Origin of the sequence: Kosakonia sp. R1.Fl (genome assembly GCF_023516815.1) — a bacterium.
Taxonomy (GTDB): domain Bacteria; phylum Pseudomonadota; class Gammaproteobacteria; order Enterobacterales; family Enterobacteriaceae; genus Kosakonia.
On the sequence record NZ_JAMGSQ010000001.1, the window covers coordinates 2916872 to 2940838 of the forward strand.

Genomic DNA, 23967 nt, shown 5'->3' on the forward strand with positions numbered 1-23967 from the left:
CGCCATTTTTATTTCCGCGCGGGAAGGAAATCCCTACGCAAACGTTTTCTTTTTCTGTTAGAATGCGCCCCGAACTGGACGACAGGGCGTAAAATCGTGGGACACATATGGTCTGGATTGATTACGCCATCATTGCGGTGATTGGTTTTTCTTGTCTGGTAAGCCTGATCCGCGGCTTTGTTCGTGAAGCGTTATCGCTGGTGACATGGGGCTGTGCTTTCTTTGTCGCCAGTCATTACTACACTTACCTGTCTGTCTGGTTCACGGGCTTTGAAGACGAACTGGTGCGCAATGGCATCGCCATCGCGGTCCTGTTTATCGCGACGCTGATTGTTGGCGCTATCGTTAACTATGTGATCGGTGCGCTGGTGGAGAAAACCGGCCTGTCGGGTACGGACAGGGTGTTGGGGATCTGTTTTGGCGCGCTACGCGGCGTGCTGATCGTCGCCGCCATTCTGTTCTTTCTGGATACCTTTACAGGCCTGTCGAAAAGTGACGACTGGCAGAAGTCGCAGCTTATCCCGCAATTCAGCTTCATCATCAGATGGTTCTTTGACTATCTGCAAAGCTCGTCGAGTTTCTTGCCCAGGGCATAAGCCCTGAGATGTGGCTTAGAGTTTGGTGTATTAGGCTATTTTACTCGCCATTTTGAACCTGGGCAGTGCTCACAATCCTCGCGTACTACATGTACGCTCCGGTTGTTGCGCGCTGTCCGTGTTCAAACTGTCTTCGACAATTACGCCTACTAAACCAAACTCTTAACGAGGAAAAGACGTATGTGCGGTATTGTCGGTATCGCCGGTTTTATGCCGGTAAACCAGTCGATTTATGACGCGTTGACGGTGCTTCAGCACCGTGGGCAGGATGCTGCGGGCATCATCACAATTGATGCCAATAACTGTTTCCGTCTGCGTAAAGCGAACGGCATGGTGAGTGATGTATTTGAAGCCCGCCATATGCAGCGTATGCAGGGCAATATGGGTATTGGTCACGTACGTTATCCCACGGCGGGCAGCTCCAGCGCTTCAGAAGCGCAGCCTTTTTACGTTAACTCCCCGTACGGCATTACGCTTGCGCACAACGGCAATCTGACCAACGCGCACGAGCTGCGTAAAAAGCTGTTCGAAGAGAAGCGTCGCCACATTAACACCACCTCTGATTCTGAAATCCTGCTCAATATCTTTGCCAGCGAGCTGGATAACTTCCGCCACTATCCGCTGGAAGCAGACAACATTTTTGCCGCCATTGCCGCGACTAACCGCCAGATCCGCGGTGCGTACGCTTGTGTAGCAATGATCATCGGCCACGGCATGGTTGCGTTTCGCGACCCGAATGGCATCCGTCCGCTGGTGCTGGGCAAACGCGAGATCGGCGATGGCCGCACCGAGTATATGGTCGCCTCTGAAAGCGTGGCGCTGGATACGCTGGGCTTCGAATTCCTGCGTGACATCGCGCCGGGCGAAGCGGTATATATCACTGAAAAAGGTCAGTTGTTCAGCCGCCAGTGCGCGGACAACCCGGTCAGCAATCCGTGCCTGTTTGAATACGTTTACTTTGCGCGCCCGGACTCCTTCATCGACAAAATTTCCGTCTACAGCGCGCGTGTCAACATGGGCACCAAGCTTGGCGAAAAAATTGCCCGCGAGTGGGAAGATCTGGACATCGACGTGGTGATTCCGATCCCGGAAACCTCCTGCGATATCGCCCTGGAAATCGCCCGTATTCTCGGCAAACCGTACCGCCAGGGTTTTGTGAAAAACCGCTATGTTGGCCGCACCTTTATCATGCCGGGCCAACAGTTGCGCCGTAAGTCTGTGCGCCGCAAACTGAACGCCAACCGTGCCGAGTTCCGCGATAAAAACGTGCTGCTAGTGGATGACTCCATCGTGCGCGGCACCACTTCTGAGCAGATTATCGAGATGGCGCGTGAAGCGGGCGCCAAGAAGGTTTATCTCGCTTCTGCCGCTCCGGAAATTCGTTTCCCGAACGTCTACGGTATCGATATGCCAACGGCAAATGAGCTAATTGCGCACGGTCGTGAAGTGGACGAAATCCGCCAGATAATTGGTGCAGACGGGCTGATTTTCCAGGATCTTAACGATTTGATTGATGCGGTGCGTGCCGAGAATCCGGATATTCAGCAGTTTGAATGCTCGGTATTTAACGGTGTTTACGTCACCAAAGATGTCGATCAGCAATACCTCGATTATCTCGACTCCCTGCGTAATGATGATGCCAAAGCAGTACAGCTTCAGAACGAAGTGGAAAGTTTAGAGATGCATAACGAAGGTTGATCCTCCTGCGCCCCTCGCTCTGAGGGGCGCAATCTGTTGCAACGCCCTCTATAATCAGGCAAAGTTCGTGCGTGTAAAAAGGGGCAACAATCATGAAACGACTCATTGTGGGGATCTCTGGCGCCAGCGGTGCTATCTACGGCGTGCGCCTGCTGCAGGTGCTGCGTGACGTGGCGGAAGTGGAAACCCATCTGGTTATGAGTCAGGCCGCCCGCCAGACCCTCTCTCTGGAAACCGACTACTCGCTGCGCGATGTGCAGTCGCTGGCGAACGTGGTGCATGACGCGCGCGATATCGCAGCCAGTATCTCTTCCGGCTCGTTTAAAACCGCAGGCATGGTGATTTTGCCGTGCTCGATCAAAACCCTTTCCGGCATTGTGCACAGTTATACCGACAGCCTGCTGACGCGTGCGGCGGACGTGGTGCTCAAAGAGCGCAGACCCCTGGTGCTGTGTGTGCGTGAAACACCGTTGCACCTTGGGCACCTGCGTTTGATGACGCAAGCGGCGGAACTGGGCGCGGTAATTATGCCGCCGGTTCCGGCGTTTTATCATCGCCCGCAGAGTTTGCAGGAGGTGGTTGATCAGACTGTTAATCGCGTGCTGGACCAGTTCGATATTGAATTACCCCACGACCTTTTTACCCGCTGGCAAGGGAGCGATGTCGCAAAATAGTGCGCCGCTTACCGGCATGCGCTTTTTTGGGGCAATTCTGCAAGCGCGATCATATCCTCAACATTTAATCCTCTTTTCGCTGTGTTAGCACTGCGGTTCGTTCAGCAGAGCTGCTATCTTTCATCATTAAGTAAGTCTGCAACGTTTTATTAACATATTTAACGCGGTGTTTTTTAGCGCCCGGGAAAGTGGCATAAGACGTGCAAGGTAACTGTCAGCAACACACAACACAACGTAATACAAAATAAAAACAGAACACTTGAGGGTAATGTATGAAGAAGACGGTTCTCGCTCTGTCTTTACTGCTGGGCCTGTCGGCGACGGCCAGCGTTTATGCAGCGCTTCCCCAGACGGTACGCATCGGAACTGATGCGACCTACGCACCGTTCTCATCGAAAGATGCAAAAGGGAACTTCGTGGGTTTTGATATCGATCTTGGCAATGAAATGTGCAAACGCATTCATGTGAAATGCACCTGGGTGGGCAGCGATTTCGACGCGCTGATCCCGTCGCTGAAAGCGAAGAAAATCGATGCCATCATCTCTTCTCTGTCGATTACCGAAAAACGTCAGCAGGAGATCGCCTTCTCTGACAAGCTCTACGCCGCAGATTCCCGCCTGATCGCCGCGAAAGGCTCGCCGATTCAACCGACGCTGGAGTCGCTGAAAGGCAAGCATGTTGGTGTCCTTCAAGGTTCAACGCAGGAAGGCTACGCCAATGACAACTGGCGCAGCAAAGGTATCGATGTGGTGGCTTATCAGAACCAGGATTTGATTTATTCTGACCTCGCTGCAGGTCGTCTGGACGCTGCGTTCCAGGATGAAGTCGCCGCCAGCGAAGGCTTCCTGAAACAGCCTGCCGGGAAAGATTTTGCTTTTGCTGGCCCGTCAGTCAAAGACAAAAAATACTTCGGTGACGGTACCGGTATCGGCTTGCGTAAAGATGATACCGAGCTGAAAGCCGCCTTCGACAAAGCGTTTGCCGAACTGCGCAAAGACGGCACCTACGACAAACTCGCCAAAAAATACTTCGACTTTAACGTCTACGGCGATTAAGACTGGCCGACCCGCTATGCCGGGTCAAAAGGGAAAACTGCACCATGCCGGGAAATCGGCATGGTGCAGAGATACGGTGAATGCTCCAGAATAGTGCATCGAATGCTTCGTAATGGTGCATGAGTGCATAGTTAAGCATTCAGAATGCAAATAAAAGCCATTAGACAGCCATAATTTTTTGCCTTAACGGGGCATAAAGTGGCACGATAGCGGCACCGTATTGTGATGAGAATTCCCTTAGGGAAGACAGTCTGTTGAGGATAATGATGAAAAAACTGGTGTTATCTCTTTCTCTGGTGCTCGCTTTCTCCAGCGTTTCCAACGTGTTCGCCGCCATTCCGCAAAAATTACGTATCGGTACTGATCCAACCTATGCACCATTCGAATCGAAGAATGCGCAGGGTGAATTAGTGGGTTTTGATATCGATTTGGCAAAAGAACTCTGTAAACGCATTAATACGCAATGTGTGTTTATCGAAAACCCACTCGACGCGCTGATCCCGTCTCTGAAAGCGAAAAAAATCGATGCCATTATGTCGTCGCTCTCCATTACGGAAAAACGCCAGCAGGAAATTGATTTTACCGACAAGCTCTACGCGGCAGATTCCCGCCTGGTGGTAGCGAAAGATTCTGATGTTCAGCCGGAGCTGGACAAACTGAAAGGCAAACGCATTGGCGTACTGCAAGGCACCACGCAGGAGACCTACGGCAACGTACATTGGGCGCCGAAAGGCGTGGAAATTGTCTCCTATCAGGGGCAGGACAATATTTACTCCGACCTGACCGCAGGCCGTATAGACGCCGCGTTTCAGGATGAAGTGGCCGCCAGCGAAGGTTTCCTGAAAACCCCGCAGGGCAAAGCCTATAAGTTTGGTGGTCCTTCCATTAAAGACGAAAAACTGTTTGGCGTCGGTACCGGTATGGGTGTGCGTAAAGGCGACACCGAACTGCGCGACGCGCTGAACAAAGCCTTTGCAGAGATGCGCGCTGACGGGACTTACGAAAAGCTGGCGAAGAAATACTTTGATTTTGATGTTTACGGTGGTTAATACCACGCGTGATTAACGTGCGGCCCCTCCCGCGTCGGGAGGGGAAGAGACACGGCAACACCACACACGACAGGACTGGCTGCATGCTGTACGGGTTTTCTCAAGTCATTTTACAAGGCGCGCTGGTCACGCTGGAGCTGGCTCTCAGTTCCGTGGTGCTGGCGGTGCTGATTGGCCTTGCGGGCGCGGGAGCGAAGCTCTCGAAAAACCGGCTTCTCGCGCTGATCTTTGAAGGCTATACCACGCTTATCCGCGGTGTGCCGGATCTGGTGCTGATGCTGCTTATTTTTTACGGCCTGCAAATTGCGCTCAACGGCATTACTGATGCGCTGGGCATGGAACAGCTGGATATTGATCCGATGGTGGCGGGTATCATCACGCTCGGCTTTATCTACGGCGCCTATTTCACTGAAACTTTCCGCGGTGCTTATATGGCGGTGCCGAAGGGGCACATTGAAGCCGCAACCGCCTTCGGTTTTACCGGTCGCCAGACTTTCCGCCGCATCCTGTTTCCGGCGATGATGCGTTACGCGCTGCCGGGCATTGGCAATAACTGGCAGGTGATCCTCAAAGCCACTGCGCTGGTCTCGTTGCTGGGGCTGGAAGATGTGGTTAAAGCTACTCAGCTCGCCGGGAAAAGCACCTGGGAGCCTTTCTATTTCGCCATTGTCTGCGGCGTCATTTATCTTATTTTTACAACGGCTTCCAATGGCGTACTGCTTCTGCTCGAACGTCGCTACTCGGTGGGTGTGAAGAGGGCTGACCTGTGATCGAGATTATTCAGGAGTACTGGAAATCCCTGCTGTGGAGCGATGGCTATCGCTTGACCGGTGTAGCGATCACGCTGTGGTTGCTGATCTCCTCGGTGGTGATGGGAGGCGTGATGGCGGTGTTTCTGGCTATCGGGCGCGTTTCCAGCAACAAATTTATCTGTTTCCCGATTTGGTTATTCACCTATGTGTTTCGCGGCACGCCGCTGTATGTGCAACTGCTGGTGTTCTACTCCGGCATGTACACGCTGGAAGTGGTGAAAGGTACTGAGCTGCTGAACGCTTTTTTCCGCAGTGGCCTTAACTGTACGGTGCTGGCGCTCACGCTCAACACCTGCGCTTATACAACCGAGATTTTCGCCGGGGCGATCCGCTCTGTGCCGCACGGTGAAATTGAAGCGGCGCGCGCCTATGGCTTCTCCTCGTTCAAAATGTATCGCAGCATTATTCTGCCCTCGGCGTTGCGCATTGCGCTGCCAGCCTACAGCAACGAGGTGATTTTGATGCTGCACTCCACGGCGTTGGCATTTACCGCCACGGTGCCGGATCTGTTGAAAATTGCTCGCGATATTAACTCTGCGACCTACCAGCCGTTTACCGCGTTTGGTCTTGCCGCAGTGCTGTATCTGATTATCTCTTATGTGCTGATAAGCCTCTTTCGTAAAGCGGAAAAGCGCTGGCTTCAGCATATGAAACCTTCTTCGACGCACTGAGAACACGATGTCTGAGAATAAATTAAACGTTATCGATCTACACAAGCGCTACGGCGAGCATGAAGTGCTGAAAGGGGTGTCGTTGCAGGCGAACGCCGGTGATGTGATTAGCATCATCGGCTCTTCCGGCTCCGGTAAAAGTACGTTTCTGCGCTGCATTAACTTTCTCGAAAAACCGAGCGAAGGCTCGATTGTGGTTAACGGACAGAATATCAATCTGGTGCGCGACAAAGACGGCCAGTTAAAAGTCGCCGACAAAAACCAGCTGCGTCTGCTGCGTACCCGTCTGACGATGGTGTTCCAGCACTTCAATTTATGGAGCCATATGACGGTATTAGAAAACGTCATGGAAGCGCCCATTCAGGTGCTCGGTCTGAGCAAGCAGGAAGCCCGCGAACGTGCGGTGAAATACCTGGCGAAGGTCGGCATTGATACGATGCAGCAGCAAAAATACCCGGTGCATTTATCCGGTGGTCAGCAGCAGCGCGTCTCCATTGCCCGTGCGCTGGCGATGGAGCCGGAAGTGTTGCTGTTTGATGAGCCCACTTCGGCGCTGGATCCGGAACTAGTGGGCGAAGTGCTGCGCATCATGCAACAGCTGGCGGAAGAGGGGAAAACAATGGTGGTGGTGACCCATGAAATGGGATTTGCCCGGCATGTTTCCACGCACGTTATCTTCCTGCATCAGGGCAAGATTGAAGAGGAAGGCACACCGGATGAATTATTCGGCAATCCGAAAAGCCCGCGTTTGCAGCAGTTCCTCAAAGGTTCGCTGAAATAAAGTGCCTTAACGGGAAGGTGGCGAGACAGGCCACCATCCCTGCGGGATGCCGTTCGCTGAGATAAAGCGATAGTGGGTAAACACGGCGCCCCTGGCGCTGACACGTTTTTCCAGCTGTACTTTCTGTGCGCCGGGCATAACGATGGCATCGCGCGTGCACAGCTCAATCGGACGCTGAAGCCACTCGTCATAGAAACGTAACCCGGCTTCGCAGTGCTTACTCTTACTGATTGGCGGGCCAGGGTGACCAATCGAGAAAGCCACTTCACTGTGCACCATCTCGTTTGCGCTGTAGCGCACCCACGCTTCCGGCACATTCCACAACGTCATCTCTGCAAACAAAACAAGGCCCAAAAACGTCAGCAGCCGGGTTTTGTTGCGGGTGACTTTTTTCCTGCTACACCATGTCGCTAATAATGCCACCAGCACGGCAATTGCCAGCATCACCCACGTGTCGGGCGCGCCCGCTTGCAGGTAGACTTTATGGCTGAGCCGGCTGGCAAACAGTATCCAGATAATCCATATCGTGAACAGCCCCAGATAAAGCCAAAACCGCGTTTTGCCGGATTTCATCCCTTCCGTATTCCTCTCTTTTAATGTGACTGTCAGCTCAGCGTGTAAGCCTTATTTTTCCCGCCGGTAAACCCAGTCGTCATAATATTCGCCATGGAGCAGATACACTTTTTCCAGCACCTGTACGCGGGTAAAGCCGCTCTTTTCCAGCACCCGCACTGAACCCTGATTGTCCGCCAGCACCCATGCATTCAGCGCATTCACTTTACCCTGTGAAAAAACGTAATCACAGAGCGCTTGCAGCGCTTCGGAGGCGATGCCTCGCCCCTGCGCTGCTGGTGCAACCGAATAACCAACATCGGCTTCGCGCGGATTATGCTGGCTGATACGCAGACCGATATCGCCAACTGCGCTGTGCTGGTCACGAATGATAAAGGCATTGCTGTCCCGCAGGCGATCGTCAAACAGGGTGCGGATTTGCGCCTCTGAGGCGATTTCGGTCATATAGCGCATCACGCTGTTATTCGAACGCAGCTGCAGAAAAAACGGCCAGTCGGATTCCTGAAATGAAGAGAGCGTAAAGCGGGGCGTGTGCAACGTCATGAAATCGCCTTTGCGGTGGTAAGGCGCTTTAGCTTACCACCGCCAGTGACGTACGGATGCCACGAAAATTAGGAGGGAACCACATCTCCCAGCGCCTCTTCCAGATCGTACCAGCGGAAGGCAAAACCGGCGGCTTCGAGGCGTTTTGGCAGCGCGCGTTGACCGCCAAGCACCAGCACAGAGGATTCCCCCATCATCAGGCGCACCGCAAACGCCGGCGCGCGCATGATAGCCGGACGGTGCAGCACATGACCGAGCGTATGCGAGAACTGCTCATTACGAACCGGGTAGGGCGAAACCATGTTGAATGGCCCGCGCAGGTCGTTATCAAGCAACCAGAGTATGCCGTTGACCATATCATCGATATGGATCCACGCCAGATACTGGCGGCCATCGCCTATTGGGCCGCCAAGGCCAAGACGAAACAGCGGCAACAGCTTGCCGAGAATGCCGCCCTTCGGTGCGAGAACCACGCCAGTGCGCAGCAGGCAAACCCGGGTGCGATCGCTTTGCGCTTCACAGGCGATTTGCTCCCAGCGGGCGCACAGCTTATGGGTGAATTCGTTGTGGGGCGGCTCTTCCTCAGTCACCACGACCTCACCGAGATCGCCATAGTAACCGGCGGCTGAACCGGAAATCAGCACTTGCGGCGGTGTGTCGCTGGCGTTGATCAGATCCGCAATCTGCTGGGTTATCTGCCAGCGGCTGTTGCACAGACGCTGTTTTTGCTCCTCGCTCCAGCGCTTATCGGCAATGGGTTCACCGGCCAGATTAATCACCGCATCGACATCATTCAGGTTGCTCAGCTCATTTAGCCCTTTTAACAGGCTGACACGCGCATCAAGCAGCTGTTGTGCTTTGGCTGGGTTGCGCGTTACCACGGTCACACTGTGTTTTAGCTCCAGCAGGCGGGGGATCAGATGACGACCAATCAGGCCAGTTCCGCCGGTAATCAGTATCTTCATGCTTCCCTCCAGGATGTGTGTGCTTTTCCTCAGCATATGTGACTCAGCAAAACCCGCATGCGATGGCGGGCACATTTTGCATCAAATTTTTTAGCAATGTGAAGAGGTTACCCGCAATGCTTATACTTGTTGCGCCTTCTGTAGCGCCCGCTCGGTCGCCGGACGTGTACGAATACGCTCGAACCAGTTAAATACCGCCGGGTAATCCTCCAGATCGACGCGCTGGCGCGCGTGGGCATTGATCCACGGCCAGGCGGCAATATCGGCAATGCTGTAATGCTCGCCTGCCAGCCACGGTACGCGTTCAAGACGCTTATTCAGCACTTGATATAAACGCTGGGTTTCGACCTGGTAGCGCTCAATAGCGTAGGGCACCGGCTGCGGCGCAAAGTGGTTAAAGTGGTGGTTCTGTCCGAGCATTGGCCCCAACCCGCCAACCTGCCAGAACAGCCATTGCAGCGTAAGATGGCGCTCGCGGAGTTCACCGCTGAGCAATTTCCCTGTTTTTTCCGCCAGATAAAGCAGGATCGCCCCGGATTCGAACACGCTAAGCGGCGCACCGCCGTCGGCGGGAAGATGGTCGACAATGGCGGGAATTTTGTTGTTAGGTGAGATGGTCAGAAAATCGGGGCGAAACTGATCGCCTTTGCTGATATCCACACGGATCAGGCGATATTCCAGCTCCGCCTCTTCCAGAAAAAGCGTTATTTTATGACCGTTTGGTGTGGGCGCAAAATAGAGGTCTATCATCAAAGCTCCCGTGAAGCGGAAAAGAAACGTCTGAGTTTGAGTATAGGTGTTACCTCTGATGCGTGAACTTTCATCAAGTGACAGGGCGCACAGGACGTTATATTTTGAAGAAAAATCTCAACTATTGAACGAGGATGTTATGAGCGAACCGGCTATCACCTTATGGTCTGACGCAGAGTATTTTTCCCCGTATGTGCTGTCGGCCTATGTCGCACTACATGAAAAAGGGCTGCCCTTTACCCTCAAAACTGTCGATCTTGATAGTGGTGCGCAACGTGCACCCGACTGGCCAGGTTTCAGCCTGACGCAACGTGTGCCGGTGCTGGAGATTGAAGGGTTTGAGCTCAGTGAATCCACGGCGATTGATGAATATCTGGAGGAGCGCTTTGCCCCGCCGGAGTGGGAACGTATTTATCCTCTTGATCTGCAAAAACGTGCGCGTGCCCGGCAAATTCAGGCCTGGCTACGTAGCGATTTAATGCCTATCCGCGAAGAGCGTTCGACAACCGTAGTGTTTGCCGGCGCCAAAAAAGCGCCGCTCAGTGCTGCCGGGCAGGCGAGTGCCGCCAAGCTGTTCGCGATTGCCGGTGAGCTGCTGGCGCACGATAAACCGAATCTGTTTGGCGAATGGTGCATCGCCGATGTTGACCTGGCATTGATGCTGAACCGGCTAGTGTTGAACGGCGACAATGTACCGGAGCGGCTGGCGGATTACGCCACCTTCCAGTGGCAACGCTCATCGGTCCAGCGCTTTGTTGCACTTTCCGCTAAGCGCGCGGGCTGATAAGCCCGGCAACTTCCGTTATTATGGGGCGTTTTCTTCCACATGAGGTGCAGTGATGAAACTGATGTTTGCATCGGATATTCATGGGTCGTTGCCCGCGACGGAACGCGTACTGGAACGGTTCGCGCAAAGTGATGCCCGCTGGCTGGTGATCCTTGGCGATGTGCTGAATCACGGTCCGCGCAATGCCTTACCGGAAGGCTATGCGCCAGCGCAGGTTGCGGATCGTTTGAATGAACAGGCCAGCCGGATTATTGCCGTGCGCGGCAACTGCGACAGTGAAGTGGATCAGATGCTGCTGAAGTTTCCGATTACTGCGCCCTGGCAGCAGGTTTTACTGCCTGAATGCCGCCTGTTTTTGACGCACGGTCATCTCTTTAGCCCGGATGACGAGCCATCGCTGGCGGCGGGCGATGTGCTGGTCTATGGTCATACGCATATTCCGGTTGCTGAGAAACGAGGTGATATTTTCCACTTCAACCCCGGCTCGGTCAGTATTCCAAAAGGCGGGTTCGCGGCCAGCTACGGCATGCTGGAAGAGGACGTATTGCGCGTTATCACACTTAATGATCAGCGGGTTATTGCGCAGGTCACGATTAATCCGTAAGTTACCTTTCAACCGAAACGCGCCAACAGAGCGCCCTAAAGAGAAGATTTCCCGATGGTGGAACAGAGTCATTTTGCAGGCATGGAGTGGGTGGATATTGTCAATGAAGACAATGAGGTGATCGCGCAGGCCAGCCGGCAGCAAATGCGGGCGCAATGTCTGCGTCACCGCGCAACCTACATTGTGGTGCATGATGGGATGGGCAAAGTGCTGGTGCAGCGTCGCACAGAGATCAAAGATTTTATGCCCGGTATGCTGGATGCCACCGCCGGTGGTGTGGTGCAGGCAGGAGAAAACCTGCTGGATTCCGCGCGCCGGGAAGCGGAAGAAGAGTTAGGTATTGCGGGTGTGCCGTTTGCCGAGCATGGTCAGTTTTATTTTGAAGATGAACACTGTCGGGTCTGGGGCGGGCTGTTCAGTTGCGTTTCCCACGGGCCGTTCGCGTTGCAGGAAGAAGAAGTCAGCGAAGTATGCTGGATGACGCCGGAAGAGATCACCGCCCGCTGCGACGAGTTCACCCCTGATTCACTGAAAGCGCTGGCGCTGTGGATGACGCGCAATGCCAGCAATGATGCGGTAGCGGTGCAGGAAGCAGAGTAATCAGCCTTTCTGCCGCAGGCAAAACACCGACATTATCGGTGTTTTGTTTTTTCTGTCCTGACATTTGGTATGGCTGCGCAAGCATAAAGCCGCTTTCACAGAAGCGGTACTGATTTGCCCCTGAAAGCCATGTCGAAACGTCTACTAGAGAAGCACCTGTCTGTCGCGCTGTGAGATTTCACTCCTGGTAATAAGCGAGCCAAAACCTGCTTCGCTTGCCAACAAAACATGATTTTCTGTCAGAACTAAAAAAGGCGACCGGATGGTCGCCTTTTTGTTGCCGGTTAAAGCAGATTACTGCTGTGAAGCCTGGATCGCGGTCAGTGCGATGGTGTAGACGATATCGTCTACCAGCGCGCCACGGGACAGGTCGTTAACCGGTTTGCGCATACCCTGCAGCATCGGCCCGATGGAGATCAGGTCGGCAGAACGCTGTACCGCTTTGTAGGTGGTGTTACCGGTGTTCAGATCCGGGAAGATAAACACGGTAGCGCGACCTGCAACCGGAGAGTTCGGCGCTTTGGATTTCGCAACGTCAGCCATAACCGCAGCGTCATACTGCAGCGGGCCGTCGATTACCAGGTCAGGACGTTTTTCCTGTGCCAGACGTGTTGCTTCGCGCACTTTCTCTACATCGCTACCCGCGCCGGAGTTACCGGTGGAGTAGGAGAGCATTGCCACACGCGGTTCGATACCGAACGCGATAGCGGAATCCGCAGACTGAATCGCGATTTCTGCCAGCTGTTCAGCGGTCGGATCCGGGTTGATGGCGCAGTCACCGTACACATAAACCTGTTCCGGCAGCAGCATAAAGAACACGGAAGAAACCAGTGAGCTGCCCGGTGCGGTTTTGATCAACTGCAGCGGCGGACGGATGGTATTCGCGGTGGTGTGCACAGCACCGGAAACCAGACCGTCAACTTCGTCCTGTTCCAGCATCAGCGTGCCGAGAACCACGTTGTCTTCCAGCTGTTCGCGGGCGACGGCTTCGGTCATGCCCTTGCTCTTACGCAGCTCAACCAGGCGAGCAACGTAGCTTTCACGTACCACGTCCGGATCGACGATTTCAATCCCGGTACCCAGCTCAACGCCTTGCGCAGCGGCAACGCGATTGATCTCGTCCGGGTTACCCAGCAGGATACAGGTCGCGATACCACGTTCAGCACAGATAGCGGCAGCTTTCACGGTACGCGGTTCGTCGCCTTCCGGCAGAACAACGCGTTTGCCCGCTTTGCGCGCCAGCTCAGTTAACTGGTAACGGAATGCCGGCGGAGAGAGACGACGGCTGCGTTCGGAAGTCGCGGTCAGAGAATCGATCCACTGGGCATTGATGTAGCCAGCTACGTATTCCTGAACGTTTTCAATACGCTCGTTATCATCAACCGGAACTTCCAGGTTGAAGCTCTGCAGGCTCAGAGAGGTCTGCCAGGTGTTGGTATTCACCATAAATACCGGCAGGCCGGTGGCGAATGCACGTTCACACAGTTTGCGCACGCTGGCGTCCATTTCGTAACCGCCAGTCAGCAGCAGCGCACCGATTTCCACGCCGTTCATCGCTGCGAGGCAAGCGGCAACCAGCACGTCCGGACGATCTGCGGAGGTCACCAGCAGTGAACCCGGGCGGAAGTGTTCCAGCATGTGCGGAATGCTGCGCGCACAGAAGGTCACGGATTTCACACGGCGGGTTTTGATATCACCTTCGTTAACAATGGTCGCATTCAGGTGGCGGGCCATGTCGATTGCGCGGGTAGCAATCAGATCGAAGCTCCACGGCACAGCGCCCAGCACCGGCAGCGGGCTGGCTTCTTGCAGTTTAGCCGGATCGATATGAACCACTTTTGCTTTGGACGAGTCATCAAAAATTTCTGACAGGTCAGGGCGGGTACGGCCTTGTTCATCAACCGGTGCGTTCAGTTTATTAACGATAACGCCAGTGATGTTGGTGTTTTTCGTGCCACCGAAGCTGTTGCGGGTCAGTTCGATACGCTCTTTCAACTGCTCCGGCGTGTCGGTGCCCTGAGACATGACAAACACGATTTCTGCGTTCAGCGTTTTCGCGATTTCAAAGTTCAGCGACTGCGCGAACTGATGTTTACGCGTCGGAACCAGACCTTCAACCAGCACCACTTCAGCGTCTTTGCTGCTTTCGTGGTAACGGGCGATGATCTCTTCCATCAGCACGTCTTTCTGGTTGCTGGAGAGCAGCGACTCAACGTGGCTCATTTTCAGCGGTTCTGCTGCAGTCAGGCCAGAGTTAGCACGCACGATAGTGGTGGTCTGGTCCGGCGCATCGCCACCGGCGCGCGGCTGGGCGATCGGTTTAAAGACGCTCAGACGAACGCCTTTGCGTTCCATAGCACGGATAACGCCAAGGCTGACGCTGGTCAGGCCGACGCTGGTTCCGGTAGGGATCAGCATAATAATACGGGACACGGTTAATCCTCTTTCGTTACCGTCTTGCGAGACGGGTTACAAAACAGCACCGCCAGCGTGGGCTGGCGGTGTGTGGAATCAGGCAGTCAGGCGGCTCGCGTCTTGCGCGATGACCAGCTCTTCGTTTGTCGGGATAACGACAGCCGGGCGGGTGCCTTCTTTGTTGATAAAGCCAGACTTACCAAAACGGGCAGCCAGGTTACGTTCGTGATCAACTTCAAAGCCGAGAACGCCCAGTTTGCCCAGCGACAGCTCACGTACCATGGCGGCGTTTTCACCGATACCGCCGGTGAAGACAACCGCGTCCAGACGACCGTCCATCAGCGCAGTGTAAGAGCCGATGTACTTCGCCAGACGGTGGCAGTAAACGTCCATTGCGCGTTTCGCGTCTTCTTTATCTTTGTAGTTGTCTTCTACATAACGGCAGTCGCTGGTGACTTCGGTCAGACCCAGCAGGCCAGACTCTTTGGTCAGCATTTTGTTGATAGCTTCAACGCTCATGCCCAGAGTGTCATGCAGATGGAAAATGATTGCCGGATCGATATCACCAGAACGGGTACCCATTACCAGGCCTTCCAGCGGGGTCAGCCCCATGGAAGTGTCAACGCATTTGCCGTTACGGATAGCGGAAACAGAACCACCGTTGCCCAGGTGGCAGGTGATGATGTTCAGTTCTTCAACCGGTTTGTTCAGAACTTTGGCTGCTTCCTGAGTCACATAGAAGTGGCTGGTGCCGTGTGCGCCGTAGCGACGAACGCCGTGCTCTTTGTACAGTTTGTACGGCAGCGCATACAGGTAGGATTCTTCCGGCATGGTGGTGTGGAACGCCGTGTCGAATACGGCTACGTTTTTGTCTTTCAGGTTCGGGAAAGATTTCAGCGCTTCGGCGATACCGATCAGATGAGCCGGGTTGTGCAGCGGTGCGAAAGAGGCTGCGTCTTTGATGCCCTGAATAACGGATTCGTCGATAACCACAGAGCTGGTGTATTTTTCGCCACCGTGCACGATGCGGTGACCGATTGCGGTCAGCTGTGCAGACAGTTCTGGTTTTTGTGCCAGAATAGTGTTAACGATAAAGTTCAGCGCTTCGCTGTGAGCGGCACCTGCACCTAAAGCCGCTTCTTGTTTACCGCCATCAATTTTCCACTTGATGCGCGCTTCAGGAAGGTGGAAACATTCGGCTAAACCAGAAAGGTACTCGTCACCATTAACTGCATCGATGATTGCGAATTTCAGTGAGGAGCTACCGCAGTTCAGAACCAGTACTAACTTACTCGACATGGAAGTACCTATTTATGATACGTGGCTAAAAAAGGTCAGTGAGTCGCACAGCGTAGCGCAGGTGGACACTGACAATTATGATTAACATCATGCCGGGTTTACTTTCTGGCATGATGAGAAGAATACATAAAATTTTAAGCTATTTTGCGCAAATTTCAGGCAGTGGCATAATGAGCTTAAATTTGACGATTTAAAGATATTCGTCTAATGAACCGGTCAAGGCCGCCACAGGATACCTGATACCAGGTGGGATTGACAAAAAATTTTAACGATGTCATTCACAGTTGTTGTTTTGCACAAATTTTTTAATTTTTATATGTGAAGTTGAGGTAAACCATGTCCACTTCAGAGAATCGACCCGTCACTTTTTTTAGTTTGTTTCGTCGGGGTCAGCACTATGCGAAGACCTGGCCTATGGAAAAACGCCTCGCTCCGATGTTCGTTGAAAACCGCGTGATCCGCGCAATGCGCTATGCCACGCGCTTTATGCCGCCGGTGGCGGTGTTTACTCTCTGCTGGCAAATTGCGCTCGGTGGTCAGCTTGGCCCGGCGGTGGCTACCGCGTTGTTTGCGCTGAGCCTGCCGATGCAGGGGCTTTGGTGGCTGGGTAAGCGTTCCGTGACGCCGCTACCGCCGTCGATTCTGCACTGGTTTTATGAAGTGCGCGGTAAGTTGCAAGAAGCGGGGCAGGCGCTGGCACCCGTAGAGGGTAAGCCTGATTATCAGGCGCTGGCTGACACGCTTAAACGTGCTTTTAAACAGCTCGATAAAACATTTCTTGATGATTTGTGAGTTTGAGCAAATTTCGTAATCTCTATAAAAGAAGGCATTTTTGCGATGTCTTCTTTTTTATTTTTCATCCTGTTCTACCCAAAACCCCCGGCAAATCAAAAAAGCCGTCTTTTTCAGCAGGTAAACTCAAGACATCTTTTTTAATGCGCCGATGTGCCACAGGAGTCGAAAGATGGAAATGACTAATGCCCAACGTCTGATCTTATCCAACCAGTACAAAATGATGACCATGATGGACCCGGCTAATGCGGAGCGCTATCGTCGTTTGCAAACCATTATTGAGCGTGGATATGGCCTGCAAATGCGCGAGTTGGATCGTGAATTCGGCGAGTTGAAAGAAGAGACCTGTCGCACGGTTATCGACATTATGGAGATGTACCACGCACTGCATGTCTCCTGGGCCAACCTGAAAGACACCAGCGCCATTGATGAGCGCCGCGTGACTTTCCTTGGCTTTGACGCCGCAACGGAAGCGCGTTACCTCGGCTATGTGCGTTTTATGGTCAACATCGAAGGCCGTTATACCCATTTCGATGCGGGAACCCACGGCTTTAACGCGCAAACCCCAATGTGGGAAAAATATCAGCGCATGCTGGGCGTGTGGCACTCCTGCCCGCGTCAGTACCACCTGAGCAGTAACGAAATTAATCAGATTATCAACGCCTGAGGAGGTGAGTGTGCAGTGTAAAGGATTTCTGTTTGACCTGGATGGCACCCTGGTGAATTCGCTGCCTGCCGTGGAGCGGGCATGGTGTAACTGGGCCGATCGATTTGGTATCGCGCATGATGAAGTACTGAATTTTATCCATGGCAAACAGGCGATTACCTCGCTGCGGCATTTCTTACCGGGCAAGTCTGAAGCAGAGATTGCGGCTGAGTTTACCTGGCTTGAACAGATTGAAGCGGCAGATACCGATGGCATTACCGCGCTGCCTGGCGCGATTGCGCTGCTTCAGCATTTAGATGAGTCAGGCATTCCATGGGCTATCGTCACTTCCGGGTCGGTGCCTGTCGCTCACGCGCGACATCGTGCGACCGGGTTGCCGACGCCGAAAGTGTTCGTCACCGCCGAGCAGGTCACACGCGGCAAACCTGAGCCTGATGCTTATCTCCTCGGCGCTCAGCTGCTGGGGCTGGCACCGCAAGAGTGCGTGGTGGTGGAAGATGCGCCGGCGGGTGTCCTTTCCGGCCTTGCCGCAGGTTGCCATGTGATTGCGGTAAATGTTCCTGCAGATGCGCCCCGGCTTGATGAAGTTGATTTCCGGCTCACCACACTTGAAACGCTTGATGTCGCAAAACGGCCGGACGGCCTGGTGGATGTCACGCTAAAGGCCTGATCCCATGATTTAACCCCACTTTTGTGGGGTTTTTTATGGCACTATTTCTCCACTATCAACTGACAAGGATACGTTGTGAACGGTGAACTTATCTGGGTACTGTGTCTGCTGGGCATCGCGGTGGTGCTTTTTGCAACGGGCAAAGTGCGTATGGATGCTGTTGCGCTGTTTGTTATTGTTGCCTTTGTTCTCAGTGGAACGCTGACGCTTTCCGAAGCGTTTTCTGGTTTTAGCGATCCGAACGTCGTGTTAATCGCCGCCCTGTTTATCATCGGCGATGGCCTGGTGCGCACCGGCGTAGCGACGAATATGGGGGCGTGGCTGGTCAACATGGCGGGCAGCAGCGAAATCAAAATGCTGGTGCTGTTGATGGTTACCGTTGCCGGGCTTGGCGCATTTATGAGTTCGACCGGCGTGGTGGCTATCTTCATCCCGGTGGTACTGAGTGTGTCAATGCGTATGCAGATTTCGCCGTCACGGCTGATGATGCCGCTCAGCTTCGCTGGCCTTATTAGTGGCATGATGACGCTGGTAGCGACGCCGCCAAATCTTGTCGTTAACAGCGAATTGCTACGCGAAGGCTTTAGCGGGTTCAGCTTTTTTAGCGTGACGCCTTTGGGGCTGGTGATTTTGCTGCTTGGCATCATTTATATGCTGTTGATGCGTTTCACGTTGAAAGGGGAGAATGACGATACCGCGCGTGAAAGCTGGAAACGCCGCAGTTTTCGCGATCTTATTAAGGAGTATCGTCTGGCCGGGCGCGCGCGCCGTCTGGCGATTCGCCCCGGTTCGCCAATGATTGGACAACGCCTGGATGATTTACAGCTGCGCGAACGGTATGGCGCCAACATTATCGGTGTTGAGCGCTGGCGACATTTCCGGCGTGTCATTGTTAACGTTAATGGGGTGTCCGAATTTCGTGCCCGCGATGTGCTGCTGATTGATATGTCTGCCGCCGAAGTCGACTTGCGCCAGTTTTGCGCTGAACAACTGCTTGAGCCGATGATCCTGCGCGGTGAGTATTTTTCCGACCAGGCGCTGGATGTTGGGATGGCGGAGGTGTCGTTGATCCCCGATTCGGAATTGATTGGTAAAACAGTGCGGGAAATCGGTTTTCGCACCCGCTACGGTCTTAACGTTGTTGGCCTGAAACGCAACGGTGAGGCGCTGGAAGGTGCGGTGACGGATGAAACGTTGCAACTGGGCGATGTTTTTCTGGTGGTCGGCAACTGGAAACTTATCAGCCAGCTTGGTTCGCACGGGCGCGACTTTGTGGTGCTCAACTTACCGGTGGAAGAGAGCGCCGCTTCCCCGGCGCACAGCCAGGCGGCACACGCTATTTTTTGTCTGGTATTGATGATTGCATTGATGCTGACCGATGAAATTCCCAATCCGGTGGCCGCGATCATTGCTTGTATGCTGATGGGCAAGTTTCGCTGTATTGATGCAGAAAGTGCGTATAAAGCGATCCACTGGCCGAGCATTATTTTGATTGTCGGCATGATGCCGTTCGCGCTGGCGTTGCAAAAAACCGGCGGTGTGGATCTGGTGGTGAAAGGGTTGATGGATTTGGGCGGTGGCTACGGTCCGCACCTGATGCTGATATGTTTGTTCGTGATGTGCGCCACGATTGGTTTATTTATCTCTAACACTGCGACTGCGGTATTGATGGCGCCGATTGCTCTGGCGGCGGCGAAATCGATGGGCGTGTCACCTTATCCGTTTGCCATGGTCGTGGCGATGGCGGCCTCGGCGGCGTTTATGACGCCTGTTTCCTCACCGGTGAATACGCTGGTTTTAGGGCCGGGTAACTATCAGTTCAGTGATTTCGTAAAAATTGGCGTGCCGTTCACATTACTGGTGATGGTGGTCTGCGCACTATTAATCCCGGTGCTGTTTCCGTTCTGACCTGGCCGGGCTGTTAGCCCGGCATGTTCAGTTACAGCGGCGAATCCTGACTGATTTCATCCAGCGACAGATGGAAGCTCGGTACAAACACCTGCATAAAGTAATCCATTTCCGGGCTGCGGCGCGCATCAAGCGTTTTTTCCAGCCGTGATTTAGCCAGCAAGAATTCGTTGTTGCCAGCGGAGAGCTCTTCCAGACATTTCAGATAAGCGCACAGGGCATCTGCCTGCTTCACGATCGATTTCTCTTCTGCGGTGTAGTGATGTTCATCGATCAGCGGCGCAAAAATATCGCGCAGTTCTTCCGGCACCATCTCGACCAGTTTTTGCTGGGCGATCTTCTCGATGGCTTTATATTCCTGGGCGATCTGCGAGTTGAAGTATTTTACCGGCGTTGGCAAATCCCCGGTCAACACTTCCGATGCATCATGGTACATCGCCAGCAGCGCGATGCGTTCAGCATTGAGTTGGCCTGCGAATTTACGGTTTTTAATCGCCGCCAGCGCGTGGGCGACCATCGCGACTTGCAGGCTATGTTCGGAGACATTCTCCGTACGCACATTGCGCATCAGCGGCCAGCGATTGATGAGTTTAAGGCGGGAAAGGTGGGCGAAAAAATGACTCTGACTCATGGTTAACCTTGTCTGTGACTGCGACCTGAGTCATTGTGCGCAGAGAGTGGGGGAAGATGCAAATCCTCCCCCGGTGTGCTTACTGGTGGTAACCCGAGAGGAAACGACCAAAACGGGTAATCGCCATTTCCAGATCGTCTTCACGTGGTAGCGTCACAATTCGCACGTGATCCGGCCATGGCCAGTTAAACGCAGAACCTTGTACCAGCAGTACTTTTTCCTGTAACAGGAAATCGAGTACCATTTTCTGATCGTCGTGAATATTGAAGCGTTTGGCGTCGATTTTCGGGAACATATACAACGCACCGCTTGGTTTCACACAGGAAACGCCTGGGATCTCGTTGATCAGCTCCCACGCGCGGTTACGCTGCTCATACAGACGCCCGCCAGGAACAATAAATTCACTAATGCTCTGGTAGCCGCCGAGCGCTGTCTGAATTGCGTGTTGTGCCGGAACGTTGGCGCACAGGCGCATTGATGCCAGCATCTCCAGCCCTTCAATGTAGCCTTTCGCGTGCTTTTTCGGCCCGCTCAACACCATCCAGCCCTGGCGGAAACCCGCGACCCGGTAGGTTTTCGACAATCCGTTAAAGGTAATGGTGAACAGGTCCGGCGCGAGTGCGGCAATGGAGTGATGTTGCGCTTCGTCGTAAAGAATTTTGTCGTAGATTTCATCTGCAAAGATGATGAGGTTGTGCTGACGCGCGAGCTCAACGATTTCCAGCAGCAGCTCTTTTGAGTAAACCGCGCCGGTTGGATTGTTTGGGTTGATAATCACAATCCCGCGCGTACGCGGCGTAATTTTGGCGCGGATATCGTCGAGATCGGGGAACCAGCCTGCCGACTCATCACATAAATAGTGCACCGCTTTCCCGCCGGAGAGCGAGACTGCAGCCGTCCACAGCGGGTAATCCGGTGCGGGCACCAGCATTTCGTCACCGCTATTAAGCAACGCCTGCATCGACTGCACGATCAACTCGGAAACACCGTTGCCAATATAGATGTCTTCCACAGTGACTTCGCGCATGCCGCGTGCCTGGTAGTGCTGCATGATGGCTTTACGCGCGGAATAGAGCCCTTTGGAGTCGCAGTAACCTTGCGCGCTGGGCAGGTTGCGGATCACATCAACCAGAATTTCATCCGGTGCCTCGAAGCCGAAAGGGGCTGGGTTGCCGATGTTGAGTTTGAGGACCTTGTTGCCTTCTTCTTCAAGACGTTTTGCTTCTTTCAGAACCGGGCCACGGATGTCGTAACAGACGTTATCTAATTTGCTGGATTTTTCGATGGAGGACATGAACCTTTGACCTTTTAGCTAGAATAGCCACTGCCTGCCGTGGAAGTGAGCACGGAACAATGTACTCCCCCGTCCGGCTGTTTTGAAGGGTTTGCAGGAGAAGATTTTGTCTTAATGCCTCTGATGGTTAACGCTTTTTTAACTGTTTATCGTGTTTTTTGTTTTTCGTTTTTTCCGTTTTTGTTTTTAAATTTGGTTTTTCATGCTGATTTTGTTTTTTTAGGTGATATTTTTAACCGTCTAAATGCGTTCGTTTCGTCTCGGTTTTAGGCGACTGTGCTACGGTAGAATTCGCTTCCTGCTCAAAACCAGCGCGATAGATTACCTCCTCAGTCGACAGGCGAAGAGGTGAGTTAGCTGTAAACGCAATGTTAAGCGTTATTAATAGTTAGTTCTTCACTTAATTAATTACTATTTAATATTGAGAATGGGAACGATGACTATCACTAATATTAATAAGATGATGGTGTGGTACAAGCCATTTGTTTGCTTAAGATAATTCGCAATAATGCTTATAAATATAAAGGTTTTAGGTTAAACTCGTGGGGCAAGAAATGGAACCGACACCAAAAGCCTTGCTTTAGTTAAGGTTTATTTCTTAATTGTAGTTGATTGTTATTATTCGCTTTTAATTCTGACCAGTTATATAGGCTGGTTCTATATGGCGCAGTGCTATGTATAGCCTATGAACGTTGCACAAACATGTTTTTCTTAAAAGGAATAACGCGCTTTGGCATCTTTTATATATCTAAAAGGAATGGCAGAAGGCGAAATAAAGCCATTCAGTTCAGCTTGCGTTAGACAGCGAACTATAAACACCTGAACGACTGCCAGCTTTACCTGGTTATGATCCTGCTGGATGCACTTTTTAAATGGAATTACTTAATCTTACGAGCACAGCATAAACCCGGGTCACTCCGCGCGAACGACCCGTAAGTGAAAAAATATGATAAATGCAAATCGTCCGATATTGAATCTCGACCTCGATCTGCTGAGAACTTTCGTTGCGGTCGCCGATCTAAACACTTTTGCTGCGGCCGCTGCTGCAGTTTGTCGCACACAATCCGCCGTAAGTCAGCAAATGCAGCGGCTTGAACAATTAGTGGGAAAAGAATTATTTGCCCGTCATGGCCGCAATAAACTGTTAACTGAACATGGTATTCAGTTACTGGGATATGCGCGAAAGATCTTACGTTTCAATGACGAAGCATGTACATCGTTAATGTTTAGCAATCTTCAGGGCGTCTTAACTATTGGCGCTTCTGATGAGTCCGCAGACACCATTTTACCGTTTTTGCTTAATCGTATTAGCTCGGTATACCCGAAGCTGGCTCTTGATGTGCGCGTGAAACGCAACCCCTTTTCTGACGAACGCGAACAAGAGCATGATGTTGATCTCGTGGTGACGACTCACCGTTCCGCGCAGTTTGATTGCCTGACGTTACGCACATCGCCAACGCACTGGTACTGCTCGGCTGAATATGTGTTACAGAAAAGTGAGGCGATACCATTGGTTCTGTTGGATGAGCCCAGCCCATTTCGCGATATGGTCATCAATTCGCTAAATGATGCGGATATCCCCTGGCGTATGGCGTATGTTGCTTCGTCGCTGTCGGCGGTAAAAGCTGCTGTAAAAGCCGGATTAGGTGTAACCGCGCGACCGGTGGAAATGATGAGCCCTGATTTGCGCGTGCTGGGCAGAGCCGAAGGGCTGCCGCTGTTGCCGGATACGGAATATTTGCTCTGTTATAATCCGCAAAGCCGCAACGAGCTGGCACAGGTAATTTTCCAGGCCATGGAACATTATCAAAATCCCTGGCATTACAGCGGCGGTACTCCCGAAGGAGGAGGCGATCCGTTGGTTATAGAAGGGGATTTTAGCTAACATTCCCTGCCAAATCTGGTAACAAAATGTAAGTGCAAAAATGAACCGCTGGCGGCAAAAAAGCGGTTATCGGTTCATTTTACGCACAGATTCTGAATCACAGAAACATCCTTCCTGAAAATTATTCTTTCTTTCAATAAGTTAATATCACTCACAGCAAGATCGCCTTTTTTCAACTATAGTCTTTCATGCCTGCTGGTCATGTTAAAAATCAAGGCGGATTGTTGCTGTTTCACTGAATGAATTAA

24 protein-coding genes are annotated in these 23967 nt (G+C 52.8%); 16 read left to right on the plus strand and 8 right to left on the minus strand.

Annotated features, from left to right (window positions below):
- The first annotated feature begins 107 nt into the window (after window positions 1–107).
- The 8 genes from cvpA (at window position 108) to hisP (ending at window position 7336) form a co-directional block, all read left to right on the plus strand.
- Window positions 108–596 (plus strand): colicin V production protein, encoded by a 489-nt coding sequence (gene cvpA / locus M8Q36_RS13730; protein ID WP_020454555.1) that lies wholly within the window; start codon window positions 108–110, stop codon window positions 594–596.
- A gap of 180 nt (window positions 597–776) precedes the next feature.
- Window positions 777–2294, plus strand: coding sequence for an amidophosphoribosyltransferase (purF, locus tag M8Q36_RS13735; RefSeq protein ID WP_017458622.1), 1518 nt, complete (start codon window positions 777–779; stop codon window positions 2292–2294).
- Between the two features lie 92 nt (window positions 2295–2386).
- The gene (locus M8Q36_RS13740; protein ID WP_017458621.1) at window positions 2387–2968 is read left to right on the plus strand and encodes a UbiX family flavin prenyltransferase; all 582 of its coding nucleotides are present in this window, start codon (window positions 2387–2389) and stop codon (window positions 2966–2968) included.
- A 272-nt stretch (window positions 2969–3240) separates the two neighbouring features.
- Window positions 3241–4023: a lysine/arginine/ornithine ABC transporter substrate-binding protein ArgT gene (gene argT, locus M8Q36_RS13745; RefSeq protein ID WP_017458620.1), complete on the plus strand. Its 783-nt coding sequence runs from the start codon at window positions 3241–3243 to the stop codon at window positions 4021–4023.
- 266 nt (window positions 4024–4289) lie between these two features.
- Window positions 4290–5072, plus strand: a complete 783-nt coding sequence (hisJ, locus tag M8Q36_RS13750; protein WP_017458619.1) for a histidine ABC transporter substrate-binding protein HisJ — start codon at window positions 4290–4292, stop codon at window positions 5070–5072.
- 83 nt (window positions 5073–5155) lie between these two features.
- On the plus strand, window positions 5156–5842 hold the full coding sequence (locus M8Q36_RS13755; RefSeq protein WP_097400372.1) for a histidine ABC transporter permease HisQ: 687 nt from the start codon (window positions 5156–5158) through the stop codon (window positions 5840–5842).
- Window positions 5839–6555 carry an ABC transporter permease gene (locus M8Q36_RS13760; RefSeq protein ID WP_020454550.1) on the plus strand — a complete coding sequence of 239 codons (717 nt, stop codon included), beginning with the start codon at window positions 5839–5841 and terminating at the stop codon, window positions 6553–6555. Before M8Q36_RS13755 ends, M8Q36_RS13760 begins: the two co-directional genes overlap by 4 nt.
- A gap of 7 nt (window positions 6556–6562) precedes the next feature.
- Entirely contained in the window at window positions 6563–7336 is a 774-nt protein-coding gene (gene hisP / locus M8Q36_RS13765; RefSeq protein WP_017458616.1) for a histidine ABC transporter ATP-binding protein HisP, read from the plus strand.
- A 6-nt stretch (window positions 7337–7342) separates the two neighbouring features.
- Here the strand turns inward: hisP and M8Q36_RS13770 are convergent, their stop codons facing one another.
- The 4 genes from M8Q36_RS13770 to yfcG form a co-directional block, all read right to left on the minus strand.
- Window positions 7343–7909: a hypothetical protein gene (locus M8Q36_RS13770; RefSeq protein WP_249881248.1), complete on the minus strand. Its 567-nt coding sequence runs from the start codon at window positions 7907–7909 to the stop codon at window positions 7343–7345.
- Window positions 7910–7960: 51 nt separating this feature from the next.
- On the minus strand, window positions 7961–8452 hold the full coding sequence (locus tag M8Q36_RS13775; RefSeq protein WP_249881249.1) for a GNAT family N-acetyltransferase: 492 nt from the start codon (window positions 8450–8452) through the stop codon (window positions 7961–7963).
- A gap of 68 nt (window positions 8453–8520) precedes the next feature.
- Window positions 8521–9417 carry a TIGR01777 family oxidoreductase gene (locus M8Q36_RS13780; RefSeq protein WP_200550331.1) on the minus strand — a complete coding sequence of 299 codons (897 nt, stop codon included), beginning with the start codon at window positions 9415–9417 and terminating at the stop codon, window positions 8521–8523.
- A gap of 120 nt (window positions 9418–9537) precedes the next feature.
- Window positions 9538–10167, minus strand: coding sequence for a GSH-dependent disulfide bond oxidoreductase (gene yfcG / locus M8Q36_RS13785; RefSeq protein ID WP_249881250.1), 630 nt, complete (start codon window positions 10165–10167; stop codon window positions 9538–9540).
- Window positions 10168–10306: 139 nt separating this feature from the next.
- On the opposite strand from yfcG, the gene yfcF reads away from it, so the two are divergent.
- Genes yfcF through yfcD form a run of 3 tightly spaced genes read left to right on the plus strand, consistent with a single transcriptional unit; the run spans window position 10307 to window position 12158 of the window.
- Complete coding sequence (yfcF, locus tag M8Q36_RS13790) at window positions 10307–10951, plus strand: glutathione transferase (protein WP_097407093.1); 645 nt, start codon at window positions 10307–10309, stop codon at window positions 10949–10951.
- Between the two features lie 55 nt (window positions 10952–11006).
- Window positions 11007–11558, plus strand: a complete 552-nt coding sequence (gene yfcE / locus M8Q36_RS13795; RefSeq protein WP_249881251.1) for a phosphodiesterase — start codon at window positions 11007–11009, stop codon at window positions 11556–11558.
- 54 nt (window positions 11559–11612) lie between these two features.
- Window positions 11613–12158, plus strand: coding sequence for an NUDIX hydrolase YfcD (yfcD, locus tag M8Q36_RS13800; RefSeq protein ID WP_249881252.1), 546 nt, complete (start codon window positions 11613–11615; stop codon window positions 12156–12158).
- Between the two features lie 294 nt (window positions 12159–12452).
- On the opposite strand, the gene pta is transcribed toward yfcD, so the two are convergent.
- Both pta and ackA read right to left on the minus strand, forming a co-directional pair.
- Complete coding sequence (gene pta, locus M8Q36_RS13805; protein ID WP_200550335.1) at window positions 12453–14591, minus strand: phosphate acetyltransferase; 2139 nt, start codon at window positions 14589–14591, stop codon at window positions 12453–12455.
- Between the two features lie 78 nt (window positions 14592–14669).
- Window positions 14670–15872 (minus strand): acetate kinase, encoded by a 1203-nt coding sequence (gene ackA / locus M8Q36_RS13810; protein WP_020454536.1) that lies wholly within the window; start codon window positions 15870–15872, stop codon window positions 14670–14672.
- A gap of 336 nt (window positions 15873–16208) precedes the next feature.
- Between ackA and yfbV the strand changes: the two genes are divergently transcribed.
- The 4 genes from yfbV to M8Q36_RS13830 all read left to right on the plus strand — a co-directional run bounded on the left by yfbV (window position 16209) and on the right by M8Q36_RS13830 (window position 19909).
- On the plus strand, window positions 16209–16664 hold the full coding sequence (yfbV, locus tag M8Q36_RS13815) for a terminus macrodomain insulation protein YfbV (protein WP_044489434.1): 456 nt from the start codon (window positions 16209–16211) through the stop codon (window positions 16662–16664).
- Between the two features lie 172 nt (window positions 16665–16836).
- Window positions 16837–17331, plus strand: a complete 495-nt coding sequence (locus M8Q36_RS13820) for a YfbU family protein (protein WP_200550337.1) — start codon at window positions 16837–16839, stop codon at window positions 17329–17331.
- Between the two features lie 10 nt (window positions 17332–17341).
- Window positions 17342–18001 (plus strand): sugar phosphatase, encoded by a 660-nt coding sequence (locus M8Q36_RS13825; RefSeq protein ID WP_249881253.1) that lies wholly within the window; start codon window positions 17342–17344, stop codon window positions 17999–18001.
- A gap of 75 nt (window positions 18002–18076) precedes the next feature.
- On the plus strand, window positions 18077–19909 hold the full coding sequence (locus M8Q36_RS13830) for an SLC13 family permease (protein ID WP_249881254.1): 1833 nt from the start codon (window positions 18077–18079) through the stop codon (window positions 19907–19909).
- Between the two features lie 31 nt (window positions 19910–19940).
- Here the strand turns inward: M8Q36_RS13830 and yfbR are convergent, their stop codons facing one another.
- Both yfbR and M8Q36_RS13840 read right to left on the minus strand, forming a co-directional pair.
- Entirely contained in the window at window positions 19941–20540 is a 600-nt protein-coding gene (yfbR, locus tag M8Q36_RS13835) for a 5'-deoxynucleotidase (RefSeq protein ID WP_020454531.1), read from the minus strand.
- 79 nt (window positions 20541–20619) lie between these two features.
- Window positions 20620–21834, minus strand: a complete 1215-nt coding sequence (locus tag M8Q36_RS13840) for a pyridoxal phosphate-dependent aminotransferase (RefSeq protein WP_249881255.1) — start codon at window positions 21832–21834, stop codon at window positions 20620–20622.
- Between the two features lie 946 nt (window positions 21835–22780).
- Here M8Q36_RS13840 and lrhA point away from each other — a divergent pair.
- Window positions 22781–23719 carry a transcriptional regulator LrhA gene (gene lrhA, locus M8Q36_RS13845; protein WP_045512998.1) on the plus strand — a complete coding sequence of 313 codons (939 nt, stop codon included), beginning with the start codon at window positions 22781–22783 and terminating at the stop codon, window positions 23717–23719.
- Window positions 23720–23967: the final 248 nt, after the last annotated feature.